Origin of the sequence: Lactococcus cremoris subsp. cremoris NBRC 100676, from assembly GCF_001591705.1 — a bacterium.
Classification (GTDB): Bacteria; Bacillota; Bacilli; order Lactobacillales; family Streptococcaceae; genus Lactococcus; species Lactococcus cremoris.
Map to the genome: position 1 here is coordinate 1 of NZ_BCVK01000018.1, position 21,983 is coordinate 21,983.

Genomic DNA, 21,983 nt, shown 5'->3' on the forward strand with positions numbered 1-21,983 from the left:
AATTCGGGTTATTTCTTATATTTTTTAATCAATGGTGAACTTCTATAATAAAATTTTAGAGTTACCTGTCATTTTTAATTTTTCGTAAATTTTAGATAAGTACAATCCAACCAACCAGATTCACCACTGCGTTCAACTAGAAAACTACTTTCTGTAACCTTTCCAATTGCTAGACCCATTTTTTGCCACTGAGCAAAATGCTCTGAAATAGAAATGGTTCCTTTTTGTCTTGGACTTTGTCTAATCGCAAAATATTGAGTAAAAGTTTGATTTCCGTCAATAGAGGGCTGGTCTTCTCTAACATTTTTGATGACTTGATAAGTCGCTCCGTCAAGTTGATATGTCCCAAGCACATTACCTTGCGTTGTAGCGGTTGTAATCGGAGTTTTTTCAGATTGTTCACCATTACCAAACCAATCATCAACAATATAATACTCGACAAGCTTTTCATTAGGGTCAGTCGCAGTTTCATTACGAATCCAGCCGTAAATTCCTATATAGTTATAATTTCCTGCTGTTCCTTCTCCTGATTTTTTATAACTAAACTGACAAGAAATATTTCCAATATTTTTAATGTCTTCTCCAGCATTCGTCCAACTATAGCCAACACGTGCTAAAAAATCATCCGAATCTGACCAAGTCGCCTTAAAAGCTGCACCACCTCTTTGTGATGCCCCATACCAAGAAAGCGTATGTTTCACCCCTCCTTGATACCATAAAGTATAGTCATAGGGGCTTTTGCCTAATGTTTGCGGACCGTTACTTTGTGCTTGAAAAGTTTGCACCGTTGGATTTTTTTCATTTTTATCTAGTAATTTTTTATTTTTACAAGCTTGCAAGCCTAATAGAGCAAAGATGATTAGACTTATTAGAGTGAGTTTTTTAGTTCCTCTTCTCATTGTTTTTCCTCAAACTTTACGGATTTTGTAAAGCTATTTCATAACAACAAAAAAATAAGTTATCTCGCAAGTTTGATAAAACCTCACGAGATAACTTTATCAAAGTTTAAACAAGATAGTCATTCAATACTGATTTGATATATTCTAAGTGGTTAGAATCAAGTTCGATGTCATCCCCATGCTCAAGAGCATAAGCAGCAAGACTTTCAAAAGTTGCTGTTCCATTTTCGATAGATTGACCAACTTCTGTCTTCTTGTATGAACTATAACGTTCTTCAACGATATCAGACAAGAATTTGTCTTCAATGATGGCTGCTGCACCTTTAAGCGCACGTGCATAAGTATCCATCCCTGCAATATGAGCCAAAATCAAATCTTCGGCTTTGAAGCTTGTACGACGAACTTTGGCATCAAAGTTAATTCCACCTTTACCAAGTCCACCGTTCAAAAGAATTTGGTGCATAGCAAGCGTGATATCAATGACAAGTGTTGGAAATTCATCAGTATCCCAGCCGAGCAAATAATTTCCTTGATTGGCATCGATTGAACCTAAGGCACCAAAAGTACGTGCAGTATTTAATTCGTGTTCAAAAGTATGACCAGCCAACCAAGCATGGTTTGTTTCAAGATTGAGTTTGAAATATTTGTCCAAATCATATTTTTGCAAGAAAGCAAGAGCTGTCGCTGCATCAAAGTCGTATTGGTGAGTCATTGGTTCTTTTGGTTTTGGTTCAATCAAGAAGATTGGCAAATGGTTAATTGATTTTGCATAATCAATCGCCAAATGGAAGAATTTTGCCATGTGATCCATTTCAAGACCCATGTCTGTGTTCAAAAGTGATTCGTAACCTTCACGACCACCCCAGAATACGTAGTTTTCACCACCAAGTTTTTTAGAAAGTTCAAGTCCTTTTTTGACTTGAGCAGCACCATAAGCAAAAACTTCAGCACGATTTGATGTCGAAACCCCATTCATATAACGTGGGTTTGAGAACATATTTGCCGTATTCCAGAGGAGTTTAATGCCTGTTTCTGTTTCTTTTTGTTTTTCAAGAAGATGGTCAGTAATTTCATCTAAGTTTGCATAAAATTCTTTCAAAGAATTTCCTTTAGGCGCGATGTCAATATCATGGAAACAATAATATTTAACACCCAATTTTTCGGCAATTTCAAAGAAAGCATCTACTCGACGATGAGCACGGTCAAGTTCAGAGCCACCTTCCAAGTCCCAAGGACGTTCCATTGTGGCACTACCAAATGGGTCAGCCCCGTCCATCGTAATTGTATGCCAAAAAGCAAGGGCGAAATGAAGCTGTTCTTCCATTGTTTTCCCAGCAACCACTTCTTCTGGGTTATAATGGCGGAAGGCAAACATGTTTTTAGTTTTTGTACCTTCATATTTGATAGGTGCGATGTCGTTAAAGTAAGCCATTTTTATAGCTCCTCCTCTTTATGATATTAATATTATTTTCAAACTCGAAATTACTACTATACATTTGTTGTAATGTATGTCATAATAATAGTGATTAGGAGAGAATGAACATGAAAAATGAATTAGAGAATATTTATCACTCAAAAATAAATAATTTTAATTTTTTACTTGTTGATATTACTTACCGTAAACCTCATCTTCATTTTGACATTGAATTAGCATTTGTCTTAGAAGGGCTCGGTACTGTAACCACTCAAGAAAATTTCTTTGAAATCACTGCTGGACAAGCTATTATTTTTAATAGTTGTCAGGTTCATGAGCTTTCATCAAGTGACTCTATGAAACTGTTAATTCTGCAATTTTCATCAGAAATTTTTAAAATTATCTTCCCTCAACTTGATAAAATTTATTTTGAAAGTCACCCTTTCAATCTAGAAAATCAACCTGAAACCTTGAAATTACTCTTGCAAGCAGCCTTAAGTTATTTTGCAGATGATAAGAATAATTCTTTACGAACTCACGGCTATACTTCACTTTTACTAGACCGTTTGTTAAGTATTTCTGAGTACAGTATTTTAAGCAGCTCTGAACAAAATAAATTGATGGACCTGCAAGAGCGAATGGAGCGGATTTCTTCCTACATTCATGAGAACTACGACCACAAAATTTCTCTGGAAATGATTGCCTCACATGAAGGATTGTCCCGAACTTATTTTTCTCATTTCTTTAAAAGTAATTTTGGGATAAATTTTAACGAATATTTAAATAAAATCCGTTCAGAAAAAGCAAGAACACTCCTTTCTTCTTTCAAAGATAATTTACTAAACATCGCTTATATGTGTGGCTTTTCGGATATCCGAACGCTCAATACTGCTTTTGTCAAATCCTATGGCGTTTTGCCAAAAGATTTTCGGAAAAACAATGTTCTCTTCCCCAATCTGAACTATATGACTTTCAATCAAGATAAAATTGATAATCAAGTTTTTTATTCTGATAGGGGTTCTCTTGATATTTTGCAATACTATCTCGAAAAACAATTTTGAAAAACAATTAATTTTAGCTCAATGTTTTCACTTGTTAATGATACCGCTTTCCAAAGAGTTTATCTTACTTATTTGTTCTTTTTTTTAGGGGAAATGTTGTCATTTTACCCTATCCAAAGTAAATAAAAAAATACTTGATATTAATCAAGTATTTTTTAATCCCAAATTTTTGTGGCTTTAATTTCATTAATTGTTTTGTCAAAATCATTCGTTAAGATAGTCACATGTCCCATCTTTCGGTTATGTTTAGCATCAGGCTTTCCGTAATCATGTTGATGCCAATCCGCATGATTATGATTGAGCACCTTAATGGCTTCCACATGTTGTCCTAAAACATTTAACATAATAGCAGCATTTAAGAGTTTGGGTTCCGGTAAATCTTCTCCTAAAATTCCTTTGATATGCAAGTCAAATTGATTGAAATCACAGGCTTCAATGGTAAAATGACCACTATTATGCGGTCTTGGCGCAAGTTCATTGACATAGATTTGACCGTCAGCTGTTAAAAACATCTCAACACAAAGCGTTCCAGAAAGTTTCAATTTCTCTGCAATTGATTTCGCAATTTTATTAGCTTCGTCAGTGATTTTGTCAGTCACACGAGCTGGTGAAATCGTCTGATGTAAAATATTTTCGCGGTGCTCATTTTCGGCCAAAGGAAAAGTAACATACTCATGACCATTTCCACTAATAATGACTGAAATTTCACGGTCAAAGGAAATAAAATCTTCTAAAACACATTCGGAAATTTCTGTCAGTGATTGAGCAGCTGACAAGTCTTTGTCCGTCTTTAAAACTACTTGTCCATGTCCATCATAACCTCCCGTCGTCGTCTTCAAAACTTGTTTTTTAGTGACGACTTGCGGAAGTTTTTCTTTTGAATCAATCAATTGCCATGGAGCAACTTTGACTTTTGCTTCATTTGTCAAAAATTCTTTTTCAAAGCGTCGGTTTTGTGTAATCTCTAGCAAACGAATTCCTTGAGGAATCTTGACGCAAGCTTCAATCTCATGTAGTGCTTCTGCTGAAACATTTTCAAACTCATAAGTAATAACATCGCAAGCATAGGCAAGTCGCAATAAATTTTCTACATCATCATAAGGAGCAACAATGAGTTCATCAGATACTTTTGCCGCTGAGCAATTTGGATTAGGGTCCAGAGTAATCACCTTATGCCCCATATATTGAGCGGCAATTGCCATCATCTGTCCAAGCTGACCTCCACCAATGATTCCAATCGTTTGCTTTGTATTCTTTATCACAAGTTTTCCTACCCTTCATTTTTAGAAATCTAACCGCTTTTGTATTTTTATTAAATCATTTCAATTCATTGTTTGATTGCTCAACCATTTCTTGAGCGGCTGCCCGATAGTTCACTAATTTATTGTATAAATCATCATCATTATTTGCCAAAAGTTGCAAGGCAAATAATGCCGCATTTTTTGCCCCAGCCTCTCCAATTGCCATTGTCGCTACAGGAACGCCTGCTGGCATTTGAACAATTGAATAAAGAGAGTCAAGACCGGATAAAGCCCGTGATTTGATTGGCACACCAATCACTGGAACAAGCGTCTGAGCAGCAACCATTCCTGGTAAGTGTGCAGCTCCACCAGCGCCAGCAATGATAACCTTACAGCCTTGTTCATGGGCCTGATTGGAAAATTCAGCCATTAAAGCCGGTGTCCGATGAGCTGAGACAACTTTTTTCTCATAAGCTAACCCAAAATCATCTAAAATCTTCGCTGTTTCTTTCATTGTGGCCCAGTCTGAACTTGAACCCATGATAATTGCAACTTCTGTCATTTTATTTTCTCCAAATATCTTAAAATTTCTTTTTCATTTAAATGAATATCTGCAAAATCTAATGCTTGATTACTTCCAACTGCAATTGAGAGCTCTGCATGGCGAAGTAATTGGATATTATTATCATCATTTCCAAAAGAAATATATTCTTCTTTAGGAAAATACTGACGCAATGTGGTGTATTTATTTACTCCTTTAGCGGTTAAATCAATACTTTTCGCTTCTTCAGCCTAACAATTTCAAGATTTAGTTTTTTCAATTCATGCAAGATTATTTCTGATTGAGGGTTGAGTAGGTTGCATTTGATTGCTCTGTCAATTTCTGATAGAGAAACATTTTTGGCTAAGTGACACTGGTCAATCTTGTCATTAATTTGCGCTCTTTCTTCATCCCTATTTAAGAGCGCATAGTTCCAATCAGAATCAACTAGATAGTCCAAATCTTGGTCAGTAATTATTTTTTTTATTAACAAAAAATCATGCGCTGAAATAGGTTGTACAATCTCAATTTGTTGCTGCTTATTTCTGGCAATTGAGCCATTTCCACCTATCAACAGCTCTTTTGGAAAGGCTGATAAAAGTGGTAACATATCTCGAATGGGTCTAGCCGAAGCAAAAATCAGTTGATTTTTTAATGATAGTTCTGTCAGAGATTCTAAAAGTTCTAAGGAAATGCTTTTGCCGTCAAAAGATATTGTACCATCAAGGTCAAAAACAAAAATCATGTCAGCTCCATTTCTAAACTACTTTTCAAGAGTAAAAATTCTATCAGCAATCTTTCAAAACTTTGATTAAGTTATTTAACGGCTTTTGAACCAATGTCATGCCGATAAAAGAGCCCTTGATTATCTAATTTATCAAGTTTATCATAGAGTGATTTCTGCGTACTTGCGATATCTTTTCCACTTTCAGAAAGAAGATATACACGTCCACCACTACTTACAAGTTGATTGGCTTCATTCTCTGTTACACCTGCATAATAGACATTCAGCTCTTTAGGAATATCAGGAAGAATGCTTCCTGTTTTTGCTTGAGCTGGATAACCCTCTGAGGCAACAACTACTCCCAAAGTTACGCCTGTTTCAAGCCATTCTAATGTTGGCACATCTCCAGCTAAAATATCAATGATTGCCTGTGCCAAATCACTTTTAAGCCTAGGCAGAACAACTTGGGTTTCAGGATCACCAAACCTTGCATTAAATTCGATTGTCTTGACCCCATCTGCTGTCAAAATCAATCCAGCATAAAGAACACCAGTAAACGAATTTCCCTCGTTAATCAATCCCGCAACCGTGGGTTTCACAACTTTTTCTAAAGCTTCATTTATCACTTCTTTAGGAAGGTGAGGGACTGGGGAGTAGGCCCCCATACCACCTGTATTTGGTCCTTTATCACCATCAAAAGCACGTTTATGGTCTTGAGCAATAGGCATTGGATAAATCTTTCCTTGATGAACAAAACTAAATAAAGAAAACTCCTCCCCATCAAGAAACTCTTCAATCACAACTTTCCCTTGGCTTCCAGAAAATATATCTGCTAATGCCGCTCTCGCACTTGCAATATCAAAAGCAACTGTTACTCCTTTTCCGGCCGCTAATCCATCTGCTTTAATCACAATGGGAACCCCATGTTGTTTAAGATGTGAGAGCGCTGGTTCTAAAGAATCAAAAGTTGCATAATCTGCCGTAGGAACACCATATTTTTTCATGATTGACTTTGCAAAATCTTTAGAGCCTTCAAGTTCGGCAGCTTTTTTTCTTGGTCCAAAGATAATTAGATTTTTCTCTTCAAAAGCATCGACTACACCATTCATAAGCGCTGTTTCTGGTCCGACAAAACTTAAGTCAATGTTCTCTTTTTGAGCAAATTCAACCAATTCATCATTTGAAAGTTCGGAAATACCAACTATTTGAATTCCATCTTTTTTCATTCCTGAGTTGCCTGGAGCAACAAATACTTTTTCAACTTGAGGGCTTTCCATAAATTTTTTTGCCAGAGCATGTTCACGGCCACCTGAGCCAATTACCAAAATTTTCATCATTTCTCCGATATTTTCGATTCTTCCAAATTCTTGTGATTGCAGTTAATACAGCAATTCATTTAAATATTTTATTGTTTTTTCACTTCTCTATTTGCTCTTTCTAAATTGTTAAAGCAGCAAGTTGAGACCCTTTTTTTAACGAAGAGTTATCGTCCTCGTTTTGTTCAGTCATAAATCTTATATTTCTATCTTAAAAGAATTACTAGAAAAGAAAAAGCCTGAGCAAAAATTTCATAAAATAATAGGCTAGATTGTTCGGAATTTACTTGGATTTCAATTCTCGTTTTTTTAAAATTTATAGATTACCTTTTATTTATTTTTTCTTCCTATCGCATTTTTCTTTAAAAACATGTAAAATAAATTTAAGTAGAAATAGAAAGTAGAATATCATGGCGACCCAACCAACAAAAGACAAAATTATTAGCAGTAGCTGGGAACTTCTACAAGAGCTTCCACTCACAGAATTTTCAATGCGCAAATTAGCTAGTCGGCTAGGAATGACCGTCTCTTCTCTTTACTATCATTTTTCAAGTAAAGAGGCACTTTTTGCTGAACTGATTGATAAAGCCACCCTTGAAATCATTTTTCCAGCAAACGAAAAAACTTGGCAAAATCGCCTTTTTGTTTATGGAAAAAATATTTATGCTGTTTTAGAATCTTATCCAAATCTTGCTCAATTGATGATGGATTATCCACCAGAATCCGAAAATTATCTACGACTTTTTGACAAACTTTTGATGATTGTAGATGATCTTAATCTCACTGATGACCGTAAATTTTATACCGTTAACCTTTATCTAAATTTTATCTACAGCAGTAAAATAGATAGTGATCGCTTAGTAGAACAACCCGAAAAACCTCTTTCGACTGTCAAAATTCCTCTTATTCAACTTGCTCCTTTTCTCGATAAATATTGGCAGACAGAAAGTCTTACCAGCTTAAGTTCGTCTGAAAGTTTTGAATTTGGACTAGAACTTATCATTTCGGGCATCGAAAAAATGGTTCAAACTGATTAATTCATAAAAAACTTCTAAAAGGAAGTTTTTTTCTTGACTTTATTTTAGAACAACGGTATTATTTTTACCGAACAGTGTTCTAAAACAAAAAAAGAAGGTTCTTAAGAATAATACAAGTGATTTTAATTTAAAAAAAGTCTTACCCGCAGTTTTAACAATTGCGATTGAGATACTTTTAGTTATGATGGATACCACCATCATGAATGTGACACTTCCACATATCCAAACTGCTTTTCATCAAAATTTATCTAATAGTCAGTGGGTCATTACCGCTTATACTCTGGCTATGGCAACGGCTATCCCTTTTGCAGGTTTTCTGGGGGACCGCTTTTCAGATAAACGCATTTTCGCTCTGGCAATCATTTTTTTCACCATTGCTTCACTCTTGGCAGCAAATGCGCATTCTCTTCAGAGTTTAATTATTTGGCGAATTGCCCAAGGCTTGACTGGTGGCGTCGTTGCTCCAATAGGAATTGGGATGTCCTTTAAAGTTATTCCAATGGAAAAAAGAGGCTCTATGATGGGAATTTTGGGCTTACCCATGCTACTTGCACCGACAATTGGTCCAGCACTTTCTGGTTTTTTGGTAAAAGATTTTAATTGGTCAACTGTTTTTTTGATTAATCTTCCTGTAGGAATATTGGCTCTTATTTTCATCCTCTTATTTCTTCCTAATTTTCCAGCAAATAAAGCAAGTAAAATTGATTTAAAAGGCGCTCTTCTTTCTCCCTTTGCTTTTCCGATTTTAATTTATGGTGTGCATATTGGTGCAGATAAAGGCTGGTCAAACCCAAGCGCTATCGCTTTTATGTCCGTTGGTTTACTGATGCTCCTTTTGTTTATCCTTGTTGAATTACGTGTCGAAAACCCACTTTTACATTTGTGAGCTTTCACGATTCCTGAATTTACAAAAGGTATTTCACTCATGTGGCTCAATCAAATTGTTGTGTTTGGAGCCATGCTTCTGGTTCCTCTCTACTTTCAAAATATTGTGGGACTTTCCTCTGTTAATACCGGATTAATGATGGTTCCACAGGCGATTGCAAGCTTTTTAGGAATGACAATTGGTGGTCGAGTTTTTGATAAATTTGGTACGAAAGCCGCGGTTCTTCCTGGCTTTACACTTGGCGGAATCAGACTCATCTTATTCGCGCAAATTAGTCCGCACTCTTCATTGACTTTTACGCTTTGTGCGATTGTTTTACTTGGTTTAAGCCAAGGTCTGGTCAATATGCAAGTCAACAATCACGCACTACAAGCCGTTCCAATGAAAAATATTAGCCGAGTGACACCTTTAACCAATGAAATGATGCAAGTGGTCAACTCATTTGCAATTGCCTTTCTGACAGCATTTTTAAGTAGTCAAATCAAAAATCAAAGTAGTCTTTCTCCATTACAAGCTAATTTAACAGCCTTCCATCATACTTTCTGGCTTCTTCTTATCTTCGTATCCGTAGGATTTATCTCAAGTCTTTTTTTAAGAAAAAAAGTAAAAGTATAAATAAAAAAAACACTTTTAAACAAACAGTGTTTTTTTATTACCAATTTTTAACCAATGATGGAATTTCTAGTAAATCTTGAATTTGTACATCTGGTTGTGCTTCGCCAGTCACTTCCAATTGTTTGGGGTTGTACCAGATTGTTTTAATTCCAGCTCTATTCCCACCTAAAATGTCGGTTGCTAGAGAATCACCAACAATTGTAAATTCCTTTTTGTTCGCTGCTTCAATGTGGTCAAAAACGTAATCAAAGAAGGCAAGAGAAGGTTTGTGATGACCAACTTCTTCGCTGATAAAGATTTCTCGAAAATGGTCAGAAATTCCAGATTCAAATATTCGTGGGCGTGAAACACGTGAAGTTCCATTGCTGACCACATACATTTCTGCTTCTTTTGCTGACAGTTCTGTCAGTAACTCATTTGCGTGATTGATTAGCTCGTGACCTTGTGATAAGTAAAGTTGGTATTCATCATCAACCGCTACTGGATTATAGTTTACTGACACATTTAAAGCTCGAAAAGCATGGTCAAATCGCGTGCTCAACAATTCTTCTCGAGAAAGCTTTTCCGATTCATGTAGGCGCCACAAGGCTTTATTTTCGCGTGAATAAGTCGCTCGGTTTTCTTGATTATCTTCAATTTGATAATGGGCAAAAATTTTCCCCAAAGCATCATATTCTGCTTTATCAAAATCAAGTAGAGTGTTATCGATATCAAAAAGTAGTACAGTCATTTCTATTTCCTTTGCTAAATGTATTCTTTGCATTCCTTACATTATAGCAGAAAAAAGTATCGAAAATTATTTTTTAGATTGTAGATGACAAAAAATCTACCCTAAGGCAGATTTTTAATTAATGTCTAAAATGGCGGAGTCCAGTAAAGACCATCGCAATACCATATTTATCACAAGCTTCAATCACTTCTTGGTCACGAACAGAGCCACCCGGTTGAACGATTGCTTTAATTCCCGCTTTGGCAATTTCATCAATATTGTCCGCAAATGGGAAAAAGGCATCTGAGCCAAGTACGGCATTTTCTTGAAGAAGGGCGTCCTTATCAGCTGTCGCTTCCAAGGCAATTTTTACCGAGCCGACACGATTAGTTTGCCCAGGGCCAACGCCAAGCGTTTGGTGGTCATTTGTTACAATGATTCCATTTGATTTGACAAATTTTACTGCTTTCCAAGCAAACTTCATGGCTTCCATTTGTCTGTCAGTTGGTTGAACTTTAGTCGCCACTGTCCATTCTTTCGGATTTTCAACAATGACATCTTGATTTTGAACAAGAAGTCCACCAAGTACCCCTGTTACAAGCGCTTCTTTTTCTGATTGCTCTTTTTTAGAAAAATCAACGGTTAAAAGACGAATATTTTTCTTTTTACTCAAAATTTCTAAAGCCTCTTTACTATATGATGGAGCAATAATAATCTCAAGGAAAATCTTGCTCATTTTTTGAGCCGTTTCCTCAGTGACTTCTCTATTTAAAACGATAATCCCACCAAAAATCGAAACAGGGTCCGCTTCATAAGCATAATCCCAAGCTTGTTCAATATTTTTAGCTGTTCCAATCCCACAAGGGTTCATATGTTTGAGGGCCACAACGGTTGGCTCATCAAAATCCCTTGCAATTTGCAAAGCTGCATCAGCATCACGAACATTGTTATAACTTAATTCTTTACCATGAAGTTGATGACTTTGCGCAATAGAGTAAGTTGTTGGTAATCCTGATTCATAAAAATCAGCACTTTGTTGTGGATTTTCACCATAACGCATCCCTTGTTTAAGGTCATAAGTCAAGGTTAATTTTTCGGGTTTTGTATCTTCTACTGGAAATTCTTCTGTCAAATATTGCGCAATGAGGGCATCATAACTTGCAGTATGACGAAAAACTTTTGCTGCAAGTTGCTGACGAAGTTCTAAACTTGTTTCCCCGTCTGCTGAAAGCTCTTTTTCTACTTTTTCATAATCCATCGGGTCACAGACAACTGTGACTGCCGCATGGTTTTTAGCTGCCGAACGTAACATCGACGGCCCACCAATATCAATTTTTTCAATCATTTCTGCTTGGCTACCACCAGCAAGCAAGGTTTCTTTGAAAGGATATAAATTTACAACAACTAAGTCAATCGGAGAAATATGATGTTCAGCCATTGATTTCATGTGACTGTCCAAATCTCTACGTCCAAGGAGTGCACCATGAATCAGCGGATGTAATGTTTTAACTCGACCATCCATCATTTCTGGAAAGCCAGTTACTTCATCAATTGCAATATTCGGAATTTCCTCTTGTTCCAGAACTGCTTTTGTTCCGCCTGTTGAGATAATTTCCCAACCTAACTCCTGAATTTTCTTTGCAAATTCTACAATACCTTCTTTGTCTGAAACACTGATAAGTGCACGTTTTGACATGATTTCCTCCAAGTTTTCTACTTACCGTTCTGTAAGTCAATATTTTTCTGCTAAAAGTACTGATAAGTCTGTCAGTAACTATTTATCATGTCTTTATTTTACATTTATCGTTTGGAAATAAAAAGCGCTAGTTTAACAACTAGGCTTTTTTTAATTTTATTGTTCGGAAATAACCTTCACTCTTTAATCAAAAATTCTTCATTGAAAACTCCAATATAAGGCAATTGACGATAACGCTCTGCATAATCAATTCCATAACCTACGATAAAAGCATCTGGTACTTCAAAACCGACATAATCAGCGTCAATATCTACTTTACGACCACTTGGTTTGTCTAACAAAGAGATGATTTTTACAGATTTGGCTTGACGTCCTGTCAGTAATTTTTTAAGATAAAGCAAAGTATTTCCAGTATCGATAATATCTTCAACAATCAAAATATCACGTCCATGAGCCACGGTTGATAAATCTTTCAAAATTCGAACTTCACCAGATGATGAGATTCCGTATCCATAACTGGTGACGTCCATAAAATCAACTTCAGCATCAATTGATAATTCCTTGAGCAAGTCAACTGTAAACATGATTGACCCTTTCAAAATCCCGACAACGAGAGGATTCTTTCCCTCATAATCTCGTGAAACAACTTCAGCAAGCTCTTTGACACGTTCAGCAATTTGTTCTCTTGTAAATAAGACTTCTTTTAAATGTGGATGCATTTTTCTCCCCAATTTTTTCACAATATGCTTCCATTTTAGACTTTTTTTCAGAGAATCAAAAGGGTAAAGGCAGAGATTTGGTCTTTTTTAGCTTACAACGTTCGGAAATAGTAAAATTTATAATTCATATTTTCTTAATCAACTTTAATCATAGCCAAATCTAACATCGTTTGCGCTGTTTGAATAATGGCTGCTCCTCCCGAACGGGGTTGCCAACCTAAAAGTCTTGTTGATTTCTCATTTGAACATGCCGTATTTTGCCCCAAAAATGTGGCTGGCATCGCCAAACTTTTATCAAAACGTGCCAAGATCTTCACTAAAAAGTCTGGAATAACTTGAGTAGAAACTTTCTTGGCTTTTGAACCAAATTCTTTTTTCAAAAATTTTGCTTGTTCCTGATAAGTAATATTTTGCCCTGAAGTCGCGATAAAACGCTGACTAATGGCTTCTTCTTTTTCAAGAGCTAACAAATGTAAATCAGCAACATCACGAACATCAACATAGTCAAATGCCAAATTTAAAAGTCTAGGCATTTTTCCTTCAAACATATTTTTAATTGCCGCGCTAGAATGTGAAAAATCATTCCCAAGAATCGGTCCCATGACAGCCGTAGGTAGAACTGAGGATCCTTCCATACCATAAGATTTGGCAAGTTTCCAAAACTCCAGTTCAGCCATATGCTGAGGTCAAAACCACTCGTTTAACTCCTGCTTCCTTGGCTGCTCTCATCACAAACTTCACTCCATCTACAGCCATTATTACCATTAAATCATCAGCGTCAGGACGTTGCAAGGGTGTTGGAGAAGCGACGTGGATGACAGAATCCACTCCAGTCATTGCTTGACTCCATCCTTCTTCTTTAGTTAAATCCGTTTGAACAAAGTCTAGGTCAGTAAAATCAGCAATCCCTCCTTGCTTCATCATTTTCTTCACTTCTTCTTGTCTAGACATCATCCGCAAGGTCGCCCGTACTCGATAGCCTTTTTTAATAAAGCAATCATGATGAACATAGCAATATAACCCGAACCACCAGTTACTAGTATTAATTTTTTATTTGTATTTGTCATTTTTTCTCTCCTTTTTCTCTCTCAACAACATCCGTTACACTTGAAACTCATGTGGAATTATTGTACGATAGAAGTAGTAAAAATACAAGCTTAAAATCCGCTTGTGTGACAGCCTAAGGAGATGTGTAATGGCAGCGAACTATTCCCAAACCATCAAAAATGATACAAAAGATTTTATTACTACAGTTATTCTACAGCTTTTGGGCATTCAAAAAACATCTGAAAAGCCAAAAACTCTTGCTCAACTGACCGTTTCAAACGTTTGTCAGCGGGCCGGAGTCAGTCGAATGGCATTTTATCGTAATTTTGATTCAATCAATCAAGTCATCTATCAATACTATCAACCACGAATTTCCGAAAGCTTTGAAATCATTCGCCAGAATGTGTCGGCAACAATAAAAATTGAGAACCAATTAAAATTTTTTGAAGACTTCAAAAATGACTTCTACCTTTCTGAAAGTCAAGGCTATGAGCCCATCATTCGTCAGATTTATATTGAAGAAATTGAAAAATTTTACGAAGAAACAAATGACGAATATTTCATTACTTTTGTGGCAACTGGAGTTTATGCTGTTTGGCGAAAATGGTTAATGAATGGTCAAGATAAACCAATTGAAGAAATTCATGAACTCATCAGAAAAATTGTCACGATTTAAGTAATAAAAAAAGACACAAAAGGTGTCTTTTTTTGATATAAAATTTATAGTCTAAGCAATTCCCTGACCTAAATGAATGACTTCATCCAAATAATTTTGAGTTTCATCATACAAATGGTGAGTAATCATAATCACAGTCAAATCGGGATTTTCTAAAATATTTTTTTCTACAGCCAGAGCCGTTTTCTTATCAACACTGGCAGTGCTTTCATCCATCACTAAAATCGGTTTTGTCCCCATTAATTCCCGCGCAACAGATAATCTTTCTTGCTGACCTCCTGATAAATTTTTATCATAAATCGTATCAAGTTTATTAAACACAAAATCATCAGCACAGGCAATTCTAATCGACTTATCAAAAATATCTGGCGAAATCTTACGACCCAAAGTCAAATTTTCCTCTACCGTTTCCCTAAAAAGATAAGGGAATTGCATAATTACGCTCATGACATGTGGTAAAGATTTTCGGTTAATTCCCTTATAATCTTTTCCATCAAGTAAAATTTCTCCTTCATAATCTCGCTTATTGCCGACTAGCAAATTAATTAAGGTTGATTTACCACTACCACTATCCCCGATAATCGCATATTTCTTCCCCTTTTTCAATGACAATTTCTGGATATTCAATTTTTTGGCCATCAGGAAAAGCGACAGACAGATTTTTTAACTCCAGTTTACTTTCAAAGTCTGTCACTTCTTCTCCGTCAGTAACTTTTGATTCGTCAGCAATTTTTCCATATTTTTCTAGCAATTTCCCAGTAGCATTGAGCAAAATCAAGCTATTTGCTACACTTTTTGAGTAATTAGTAACTGTTCCTGACAGATTCCCCACGCTCATGACAACACCGATTCCAATCTGACCATTCATGATGAGAAAACCAGCAACAGCTAAAATCAAAAATTGTCCCAACATATTGGCCCCTAATAAAGAATATTGCATCCAAGCCCGAGTAAAAATTAATTTTACATTTGCCGTAGCCAATTGATTAAATTTACCCATGGTTCGCTCTTGCATCAGCCCCAGTTGTTTATTGTGATAGAGCACTTCATAGCCACGTAAGTAATCTGTAGATTTCGCTAAAGCATCATTAGCAACATCTGAAACCTGTTCTGTGTCTCGTTCCACTGATTTCTTAAAGACTTTTGGAAAATAGAACAAAATGGCTCCAACTAGAAGTGTTGTCAAAAGCAATACCCAGTGGAAAAAGATGATTGCAATTCCTGAGAATAGCATCGCAACGATTCCCGTATAAACAAAATAAATCTGATGGAAACCATTATCATAAAGTAGTTTTGTATCATTATTTAACCAGGAATTATAATCTTCTTTACTGTTTTTTTCAAAATCAGAATAAGAAATTTCCGTCAGAGGTTCAATGATATCCCGGCGTACAGCATTAAGCTGCTTTTGTATGGCAATTTCTTTCCAAACATCACGCGCCCTGAACAAAACTATCGACCACCCAGAGGACAATGTCAATAGCTAACCATAAGAAAAATTGATTCATTTCTCTAGCAATCAAAGAATTGAGTACATTGGCCAAAAAGACCGAACTCAAGACCGCAAGAGCAATGTCAATCGTGATAAGTAAGAAAACCATAAAATTTTCAAATTTGAATTCTTTAAGATACTTTACCATTTTTCCTTCTCTTATTTTACTTAAGATTATGTTACCACTACATTGTAGCATTTAAATTTCAAAAGTAAATAGCGATTACAAAAGTTTTTTAGATGTTTTATTTTCTTAAAAGAACTGAAAATTTTCTCTTATTTTTATCTTTTTTAATCCCTCATTTCTCATTTATTAATGGCCAAATAAAAAAACTTCATCATTGCTGATGAAGAATTATTTGACGAACAACTTTTGGATAGAGCTCATGTTCCGCTTCATGAACTCTCTCTTCATAAACTTCCAAACTTTCGTGATAAGCCACAGGGATTTGCGCGATAATTTCGCCAGTATCCACGCCCTCATCAACATAATGAATTGTAATTCCTAGACCATATTTTGCTTCATGTGACTCCTCAATCGCATGAGGAGAGCCAGCAAAATCAGGCAGAAAAGAAGGATGCACATTGATAATCTTTCCTTTATATCTTGCCAACATCGTCGAACCGATGATTTTCATATAACCAGCCAAGAGAATTAAATCAATTTCTTGTGCTTCTAAAATTTCCACCAAAGCTTTCTCATAGTCAACTTTTGAAGTAAACTCTTTTAACTCCAAACTTGCATTTGCTACCCCTAATTTATCAGCACGTTCAAGTACATAAGCATCATGATGATCTGAAAAAACAAACTTCACTACCTTAGGAAATTGTTCAGCTAGTCTTTGAAAGTTAGAGCCATTTCCTGATGCAAATACTGCAATTTTCATTCTATCCCCTATTCTTAATGAAAAAAGATTATTTTTTAATAACTACTGGTGCCTCTTGTCGATTAACCATTTGACCAATCTCGAAAGCATTCAACTCTTTTTTGAGAGCAGCAGCATTTTCAGGAGCAACAGCGATAACCATTCCAATCCCCATATTGAAAATTTCATACATTTCTTCGTGCTTGATACTTCCATATTTTTCAAGAGCCTTGAAAATTGGTAAAACATCCCAAGAACCTTCGACAATTTCAGCTGACAAGCTATTTCCAAACATTCTTGGCAAATTTTCATGGAATCCTCCACCCGTAATATGAGCAATTCCTTTTATTTTATTTTGCTTAATCAAAGGCAAGAGCTCTTTGACATAGATTTTAGTCGGAGTTAAAAGAGTATCAATCAAAGATTGGTCAAGTTCAGGCAATGATTCATTCAAATCAAAGTCAGCAAAAACTTTCCGAACCAAAGAGTATCCATTAGAATGAATCCCAGATGATGCAAGACCAAGCAAAACATCGCCTGCTTCCACATCTTTTTCACCATCAATTAATTGTGATTTTTCAGCCACACCCACAGCAAAACCAGCTAAATCATAATCATCTTCATCATACATTCCGGGCATTTCAGCTGTTTCTCCACCAATCAGAGCTGCTCCTGCTTGCAAGCAACCTTCGGCCACTCCAGCCACAACTTGCTCCAATTTTTCAGGAATATTTTTCCCTGTCGCAATATAATCCAAAAAATACAACGGCTCAGCCCCAGCAGCAATAATGTCATTGACACACATGGCTACGCAATCAATCCCAATCGTATCATGCTTGTCTGCTCGAATGGCCAGCATCAACTTGGTCCCTACACCATCTGTCCCTGAAATCAATACAGGTTCTTTGACATCAAGCACAGATAAGTCAAAACTTCCACCAAAACCACCCAGTGCCCCAAGCACCCCTAAACGTTCGGTTTTAGCAACGTGCTTCTTAATACGAGAAACCACCTCATATCCTGCTTCTACATCTACCCCAGATTTTGCATACGCATTCTCAGACACTGTCATTCTCCATTTTCTGATTTATTTTATTCTACTTCCATGTTAAATGATTTTCAAACATAAAAAAAGTTCCAGCAGGTAGAACTGAAACTTTTTGATTGGATTGTTCGGAAATAAGGATTTTGTTTATTTAAATATTCACATATCTACATAAAAAAACCGCCAGCATCAGCCAACGGTTTAATCTATTTATTCAGCAATCGATTGAATATCAAAGTCAACCTTGTTATCTATAAGCCTTACAATAACTTTTGATTTTGGTGGAATTTTTCCTCCGATAATCAGCTTAGCTAATGGATTTTCGATGACTTTTGTCAAGTAACGTTTGAGTGGGCGTGCACCATAAGCAGGTTCATAAGCATTTTCAGCAATCCAAACTTTTACTTCTTCACTCAATTCAAGCTCAACTTCCATTTCTTCAAGACGATGTGCTAGTTGACTGGTCATTTTAAGGATAATGTTCTTGATGTCTTCAAGCGCCAATGGTTTGAAAAGAATGGTATCATCAATCCGGTTTAAAAATTCTGGTTTGAAATGCGCGCGAAGTTGCGACATCACATTTTCTGTTGTTTCTTCAGAAATTTCACCATTTTCTCCAACATTATCGAGCAGATACTGAGAACCGACATTTGAAGTCATAATCAATACTGTATTCTTAAAGTCGACGAGAACACCTTTAGAGTCGGTCAAACGTCCGTCATCTAAAACTTGCAACAAGATATTGAAGACATCTGGATGTGCTTTTTCGATTTCATCAAGCAAGATGATGGTATAAGGATTACGGCGAACGGCTTCGGTCAATTGGCCTCCTTCATCGTAACCGACATATCCTGGAGGAGCTCCGACTAAACGTGACACGCTGTGTTTTTCCATATATTCACTCATGTCAATCCGAACCATATGTTCTTCTGAATCAAAGAGATTTTCAGCCAATGCTTTCGCAAGTTCGGTCTTACCTACCCCAGTTGGTCCAAGGAAGAGGAATGAGCCAAGTGGACGGTTAGGGTCTTGAATTCCTGCACGCGCACGAATAATGGCATCAGATACGGCTTCAACAGCTTCATCTTGTCCGACAACTCTTTGATGAAGTGTTTCTGGCAAATGAAGTAATTTTTCACGTTCACCTTCAACCAATTTGGTAATTGGAATACCAGTCATCCGTCCAACCACTTCGGCGATTTGTTCTTCAGTGACTGATTCTTGAACTAAAGATAAATCATCTGATTTTGCTTTTTCTTCAATGGCTTTGAGTTCTTTTTCAATTTCAGGAATTTTACCATAACGAAGGGCTGCTGCTTTTTCTAAGTTTCCTTCATTTTGGGCTTCTTCCAATTCGTGGCGAGCATGTTCTAATTCATTACGTTTTTCAGAAATATTGCCCACTTCTTTTTTCTCAGCTTCCCATTGGGCTTTGAGTTGATTATTTTCTTCTCGAAGTTCAGAAATTTCACCACGTATAATTTCAAGACGTTTCTTAGAAGCATCATCCCGTTCTTTTTTGAGGGCTGCTTCTTCAATTTCTAATTGCATCAAGCGACGATTGGCTTGGTCAAGTTCAGTTGGGAGTGAATTCATTTCCACCCGAATCGTTGCACTGGCTTCATCAATTAAGTCGATCGCTTTATCTGGTAAAAAACGGTCTGTAATATAACGATTTGACAATGTGGCTGCTGCAACTAAAGCATTATCATGAATGGTCACCCCATGGTGAATTTCAAAACGTTCTTTTAGACCACGCAAGATTGAAATCGTATCTTCAACAGTAGGCTCAGTGACCAATACTTTTTGGAAACGACGTTCAAGTGCTTTATCTGTTTCCATGTATTTACGATATTCATCCAAGGTCGTTGCCCCAATCAAATGGAGTTCACCACGTGCAAGCATTGGTTTCAAAAGGTTACCAGCGTCCATTGAACCTTCTGTTTTACCTGCACCAACAATGGTATGAAGTTCATCAATGAAAAGGATAATTTGTCCATCAGCTTTTTTAACTTCATTAAGGACTGCTTTCAAACGTTCTTCAAATTCACCACGATATTTCGCTCCTGCAATCAAGGCACCCATATCCAGTGAAAAGATTGTTTTATCTTTTAGATTTTCAGGAACGTCTTTTCTGACAATCCTTTGTGCCAATCCTTCGACAATGGCTGTTTTACCAACCCCAGGTTCACCAATAAGAACGGGATTATTTTTTGTTTTACGAGAAAGCACTCGAATGACATCACGAATTTCTTCATCACGTCCAATGACGGGATCTTGATTGCCTGATTTAACTTGAGCAACGAGATCCACCCCATATTTTTCAAGTGCTTTGTATGTTTCTTCTGCATTTTGACTGGTCACTTTATCACCTCCACGTAATTTTTCAATCGCAGCTTGCGCTTTTGCTTTTGTTAGTCCATGGCTGACCAAATACTCGGTCAATGGATTTTGTTTTAATTCAAAGAGGGCAAGGAGAATAATCTCAGTTGATAGGTATTCATCGCCCATTTTTTGCGCAATTTTGTCTGCTTCAGTAAATACTTGGAACAAATCTGGACTTAGGTTTTGACCATATGTAATATTTGAACCTTCTACCGAATTAATTTTGTCAATTTCTTTTTCAATTAAATTTGTAAAGTCATCTAGGTCAATCCCTAAATCTTTATAAAAGTTCGCCCCAAAACTATTAGGTTGAACAAAAATTCGCCATAAATGTGGAACTTCAATCACTTGGTGATGACGAACTTGCGCAATTTGTTGCGCTGAACCAAGTGCTTCTTGCATCGTTGTTGTCATTTTTTCGATGTCCATAAAAACACCTCATTTCGATTTCATAGTTGGTAGTGATTGTTATCTTTTTCTCACTACATTCTAATTATAATACATTGGTCAGTAATGGTCAAGCTTTTTGATTCGTTTTTTGACTTTTATTATATACAAAAACTACTGACAGAATTTTTGTCAGTAGTTTTAATATTTATAAGTAAAATAAGTTGTTTTAAGGATAAACAATGCTTGCAACAAGGCTTCCATCAGGGTTTCTGAAATTATACTTAATTGATAAATTGGAAATCCCCGCATTTTGGAAAATTGATTGATTTTCAGTAAGTAAAGGGGTTAATTGTTTTTTCAAATCTTGAATTTTATCAGGACTGAGTGAACCATGATTTCGAGAAAAAGTAAAATCGACAACAAGCACGTTACCGCTAGCGCTAACATTCACCTTGTTAAATATTCCCCCACTTTCATTCACAATGTTTGAACTTGCTGTATTCAGTGCATCAGCAATTTCCTGCAAAGAATTATTTGAAGGATTTACTGACAAACTGACAGCATTCCAAGCGACTGCTTTATATTTCCAACCAATATTAATTAAGTTATTTTCTTCAAATAAATTTCCCGTGTAATTATGAGCTCCAGATTGAGCATTGGGGTTGTAAGCAACATATATCGGCAAATTTCCGCCTGAATAAAAAACTGCTTTTCCTTGATTATCCCACTTCCAGCCTTTATTTACTAAAGACTGCGCTTCATACTTACTTTTAGTGTAGTAATGGTCTCCACCCGCAGCATTGGGGTTATAAAGGCGATAAACGGTTATCCCTTTATCTGGTGCTACCCAACCCAATCCTTCATCAGTCCAACCAGCACTAATATCAACCGCTCGCTCAGTTGCACTCGTAGTATAAAAATGCTCTCCGGTATTATGATTATAGAGACGATAGACCATACTATCGGCACTCACTCGAAATCCTACTGCGAGGGTGGTTCCAACTATTAATAAAGTCAATAATATTTTTTTCATAATCTACTCCCTCCTTAGAAAGCGCTTTTATTATGTTCTTTTATAAATTTTTTGTCAATTTAATTTTTTTATTTTACAAAAAACTGGAAGACGTCACTTATTTTTTTATATAAAAAAAGTGAAGCTGTCTTTTTAATACATTTTGCCCTATAATGGACTTAGATGTCATATTTAACAAAGAAAAGATAGGA

The 21,983-nt window shown here is 36.3% G+C and carries 20 protein-coding genes and 2 pseudogenes; 4 read left to right on the top strand and 18 right to left on the bottom strand.

Going from position 1 to position 21,983, the window contains the following annotated elements; translation table 11 throughout:
* Window positions 1-74: 74 nt before the first annotated feature.
* Together LLA01S_RS04540 and xylA are read right to left on the bottom strand one after the other, a co-directional pair.
* Complete coding sequence (locus tag LLA01S_RS04540; protein ID WP_021211744.1) at window positions 75-899, bottom strand: glycoside hydrolase family 11 protein; 825 nt, start codon at window positions 897-899, stop codon at window positions 75-77.
* A gap of 106 nt (window positions 900-1,005) precedes the next feature.
* On the bottom strand, window positions 1,006-2,331 hold the full coding sequence (gene xylA / locus LLA01S_RS04545) for a xylose isomerase (RefSeq protein WP_021166092.1): 1,326 nt from the start codon (window positions 2,329-2,331) through the stop codon (window positions 1,006-1,008).
* Between the two features lie 110 nt (window positions 2,332-2,441).
* Between xylA and LLA01S_RS04550 the strand changes: the two genes are divergently transcribed.
* Window positions 2,442-3,374 carry an AraC family transcriptional regulator gene (locus LLA01S_RS04550; RefSeq protein WP_021166093.1) on the top strand — a complete coding sequence of 311 codons (933 nt, stop codon included), beginning with the start codon at window positions 2,442-2,444 and terminating at the stop codon, window positions 3,372-3,374.
* 155 nt (window positions 3,375-3,529) lie between these two features.
* Here the strand turns inward: LLA01S_RS04550 and purK are convergent, their stop codons facing one another.
* The 5 genes from purK to purD all read right to left on the bottom strand — a co-directional run bounded on the left by purK (window position 3,530) and on the right by purD (window position 7,214).
* Window positions 3,530-4,636 (bottom strand): 5-(carboxyamino)imidazole ribonucleotide synthase, encoded by a 1,107-nt coding sequence (gene purK, locus LLA01S_RS04555; RefSeq protein WP_021166094.1) that lies wholly within the window; start codon window positions 4,634-4,636, stop codon window positions 3,530-3,532.
* Between the two features lie 55 nt (window positions 4,637-4,691).
* Window positions 4,692-5,177, bottom strand: coding sequence for a 5-(carboxyamino)imidazole ribonucleotide mutase (purE, locus tag LLA01S_RS04560; protein WP_015082596.1), 486 nt, complete (start codon window positions 5,175-5,177; stop codon window positions 4,692-4,694).
* A complete protein-coding gene (locus tag LLA01S_RS13020) occupies window positions 5,174-5,350 on the bottom strand; it encodes an HAD hydrolase family protein (protein WP_232034988.1) in 177 nt (58 codons plus the stop codon). Before LLA01S_RS13020 ends, purE begins: the two co-directional genes overlap by 4 nt.
* A gap of 29 nt (window positions 5,351-5,379) precedes the next feature.
* A complete protein-coding gene (locus LLA01S_RS04565; protein WP_232034983.1) occupies window positions 5,380-5,901 on the bottom strand; it encodes an HAD hydrolase family protein in 522 nt (173 codons plus the stop codon).
* A 71-nt stretch (window positions 5,902-5,972) separates the two neighbouring features.
* Complete coding sequence (gene purD / locus LLA01S_RS04570; protein ID WP_015082598.1) at window positions 5,973-7,214, bottom strand: phosphoribosylamine--glycine ligase; 1,242 nt, start codon at window positions 7,212-7,214, stop codon at window positions 5,973-5,975.
* A 392-nt stretch (window positions 7,215-7,606) separates the two neighbouring features.
* Between purD and LLA01S_RS04575 the strand changes: the two genes are divergently transcribed.
* Window positions 7,607-8,233, top strand: coding sequence for a TetR/AcrR family transcriptional regulator (locus tag LLA01S_RS04575; RefSeq protein WP_032950233.1), 627 nt, complete (start codon window positions 7,607-7,609; stop codon window positions 8,231-8,233).
* A 163-nt stretch (window positions 8,234-8,396) separates the two neighbouring features.
* A pseudogene (locus tag LLA01S_RS04580) lies at window positions 8,397-9,734 on the top strand (MDR family MFS transporter).
* A 37-nt stretch (window positions 9,735-9,771) separates the two neighbouring features.
* Here LLA01S_RS04580 and LLA01S_RS04585 read toward each other — a convergent pair.
* From LLA01S_RS04585 to LLA01S_RS13025, 4 genes and pseudogenes are all read right to left on the bottom strand, one after another.
* A complete protein-coding gene (locus LLA01S_RS04585; protein ID WP_011834928.1) occupies window positions 9,772-10,464 on the bottom strand; it encodes a YjjG family noncanonical pyrimidine nucleotidase in 693 nt (230 codons plus the stop codon).
* A gap of 118 nt (window positions 10,465-10,582) precedes the next feature.
* Window positions 10,583-12,139 carry a bifunctional phosphoribosylaminoimidazolecarboxamide formyltransferase/IMP cyclohydrolase gene (gene purH / locus LLA01S_RS04590; protein ID WP_021166101.1) on the bottom strand — a complete coding sequence of 519 codons (1,557 nt, stop codon included), beginning with the start codon at window positions 12,137-12,139 and terminating at the stop codon, window positions 10,583-10,585.
* 176 nt (window positions 12,140-12,315) lie between these two features.
* Complete coding sequence (gene hpt, locus LLA01S_RS04595) at window positions 12,316-12,858, bottom strand: hypoxanthine phosphoribosyltransferase (RefSeq protein WP_011676466.1); 543 nt, start codon at window positions 12,856-12,858, stop codon at window positions 12,316-12,318.
* Between the two features lie 134 nt (window positions 12,859-12,992).
* Window positions 12,993-13,812: pseudogene (locus LLA01S_RS13025) on the bottom strand (NAD-dependent epimerase/dehydratase family protein).
* A 241-nt stretch (window positions 13,813-14,053) separates the two neighbouring features.
* Between LLA01S_RS13025 and LLA01S_RS04605 the strand changes: the two are divergent.
* Window positions 14,054-14,581, top strand: a complete 528-nt coding sequence (locus tag LLA01S_RS04605; RefSeq protein ID WP_061777917.1) for a TetR/AcrR family transcriptional regulator — start codon at window positions 14,054-14,056, stop codon at window positions 14,579-14,581.
* Between the two features lie 51 nt (window positions 14,582-14,632).
* On the opposite strand, the gene LLA01S_RS13035 is transcribed toward LLA01S_RS04605, so the two are convergent.
* From LLA01S_RS13035 to LLA01S_RS04630, 7 genes are all read right to left on the bottom strand, one after another.
* Entirely contained in the window at window positions 14,633-15,187 is a 555-nt protein-coding gene (locus LLA01S_RS13035; RefSeq protein WP_228764056.1) for an ATP-binding cassette domain-containing protein, read from the bottom strand.
* A complete protein-coding gene (locus tag LLA01S_RS13040) occupies window positions 15,150-16,031 on the bottom strand; it encodes an ABC transporter transmembrane domain-containing protein (RefSeq protein ID WP_232034974.1) in 882 nt (293 codons plus the stop codon). Before LLA01S_RS13040 ends, LLA01S_RS13035 begins: the two co-directional genes overlap by 38 nt.
* Window positions 16,015-16,221, bottom strand: a complete 207-nt coding sequence (locus LLA01S_RS13045; RefSeq protein WP_232034972.1) for a hypothetical protein — start codon at window positions 16,219-16,221, stop codon at window positions 16,015-16,017. Before LLA01S_RS13045 ends, LLA01S_RS13040 begins: the two co-directional genes overlap by 17 nt.
* A gap of 190 nt (window positions 16,222-16,411) precedes the next feature.
* Window positions 16,412-16,960, bottom strand: coding sequence for a phosphoribosylglycinamide formyltransferase (purN, locus tag LLA01S_RS04615; RefSeq protein WP_011676469.1), 549 nt, complete (start codon window positions 16,958-16,960; stop codon window positions 16,412-16,414).
* A 28-nt stretch (window positions 16,961-16,988) separates the two neighbouring features.
* The gene (gene purM, locus LLA01S_RS04620) at window positions 16,989-18,011 is read right to left on the bottom strand and encodes a phosphoribosylformylglycinamidine cyclo-ligase (protein WP_011834923.1); all 1,023 of its coding nucleotides are present in this window, start codon (window positions 18,009-18,011) and stop codon (window positions 16,989-16,991) included.
* Window positions 18,012-18,194: 183 nt separating this feature from the next.
* Window positions 18,195-20,798, bottom strand: coding sequence for an ATP-dependent chaperone ClpB (gene clpB / locus LLA01S_RS04625; RefSeq protein ID WP_015082606.1), 2,604 nt, complete (start codon window positions 20,796-20,798; stop codon window positions 18,195-18,197).
* 187 nt (window positions 20,799-20,985) lie between these two features.
* Window positions 20,986-21,792, bottom strand: a complete 807-nt coding sequence (locus LLA01S_RS04630; RefSeq protein WP_061777918.1) for a hypothetical protein — start codon at window positions 21,790-21,792, stop codon at window positions 20,986-20,988.
* Window positions 21,793-21,983: the final 191 nt, after the last annotated feature.

What these genes read in the sequence shown, in the direction of transcription:
- LLA01S_RS04630 (WP_061777918.1), bottom strand. Translation starts at nt 21,792, where the DNA reads ATGAAAAAAATATTATTGACTTTATTAATAGTTGGAACCACCCTCGCA.
- purM (WP_011834923.1), bottom strand. Translation starts at nt 18,011, where the DNA reads ATGACAGTGTCTGAGAATGCGTATGCAAAATCTGGGGTAGATGTAGAA.
- LLA01S_RS04565 (WP_232034983.1), bottom strand. Translation starts at nt 5,901, where the DNA reads ATGATTTTTGTTTTTGACCTTGATGGTACAATATCTTTTGACGGCAAA.
- LLA01S_RS13045 (WP_232034972.1), bottom strand. Translation starts at nt 16,221, where the DNA reads ATGGTAAAGTATCTTAAAGAATTCAAATTTGAAAATTTTATGGTTTTC.
- LLA01S_RS04585 (WP_011834928.1), bottom strand. Translation starts at nt 10,464, where the DNA reads ATGACTGTACTACTTTTTGATATCGATAACACTCTACTTGATTTTGAT.
- LLA01S_RS04540 (WP_021211744.1), bottom strand. Translation starts at nt 899, where the DNA reads ATGAGAAGAGGAACTAAAAAACTCACTCTAATAAGTCTAATCATCTTT.
- clpB (WP_015082606.1), bottom strand. Translation starts at nt 20,798, where the DNA reads ATGGACATCGAAAAAATGACAACAACGATGCAAGAAGCACTTGGTTCA.
- purH (WP_021166101.1), bottom strand. Translation starts at nt 12,139, where the DNA reads ATGTCAAAACGTGCACTTATCAGTGTTTCAGACAAAGAAGGTATTGTA.
- purE (WP_015082596.1), bottom strand. Translation starts at nt 5,177, where the DNA reads ATGACAGAAGTTGCAATTATCATGGGTTCAAGTTCAGACTGGGCCACA.
- LLA01S_RS04550 (WP_021166093.1), top strand. Translation starts at nt 2,442, where the DNA reads ATGAAAAATGAATTAGAGAATATTTATCACTCAAAAATAAATAATTTT.
- hpt (WP_011676466.1), bottom strand. Translation starts at nt 12,858, where the DNA reads ATGCATCCACATTTAAAAGAAGTCTTATTTACAAGAGAACAAATTGCT.
- LLA01S_RS04575 (WP_032950233.1), top strand. Translation starts at nt 7,607, where the DNA reads ATGGCGACCCAACCAACAAAAGACAAAATTATTAGCAGTAGCTGGGAA.
- xylA (WP_021166092.1), bottom strand. Translation starts at nt 2,331, where the DNA reads ATGGCTTACTTTAACGACATCGCACCTATCAAATATGAAGGTACAAAA.
- LLA01S_RS04605 (WP_061777917.1), top strand. Translation starts at nt 14,054, where the DNA reads ATGGCAGCGAACTATTCCCAAACCATCAAAAATGATACAAAAGATTTT.
- purN (WP_011676469.1), bottom strand. Translation starts at nt 16,960, where the DNA reads ATGAAAATTGCAGTATTTGCATCAGGAAATGGCTCTAACTTTCAAAGA.
- purD (WP_015082598.1), bottom strand. Translation starts at nt 7,214, where the DNA reads ATGAAAATTTTGGTAATTGGCTCAGGTGGCCGTGAACATGCTCTGGCA.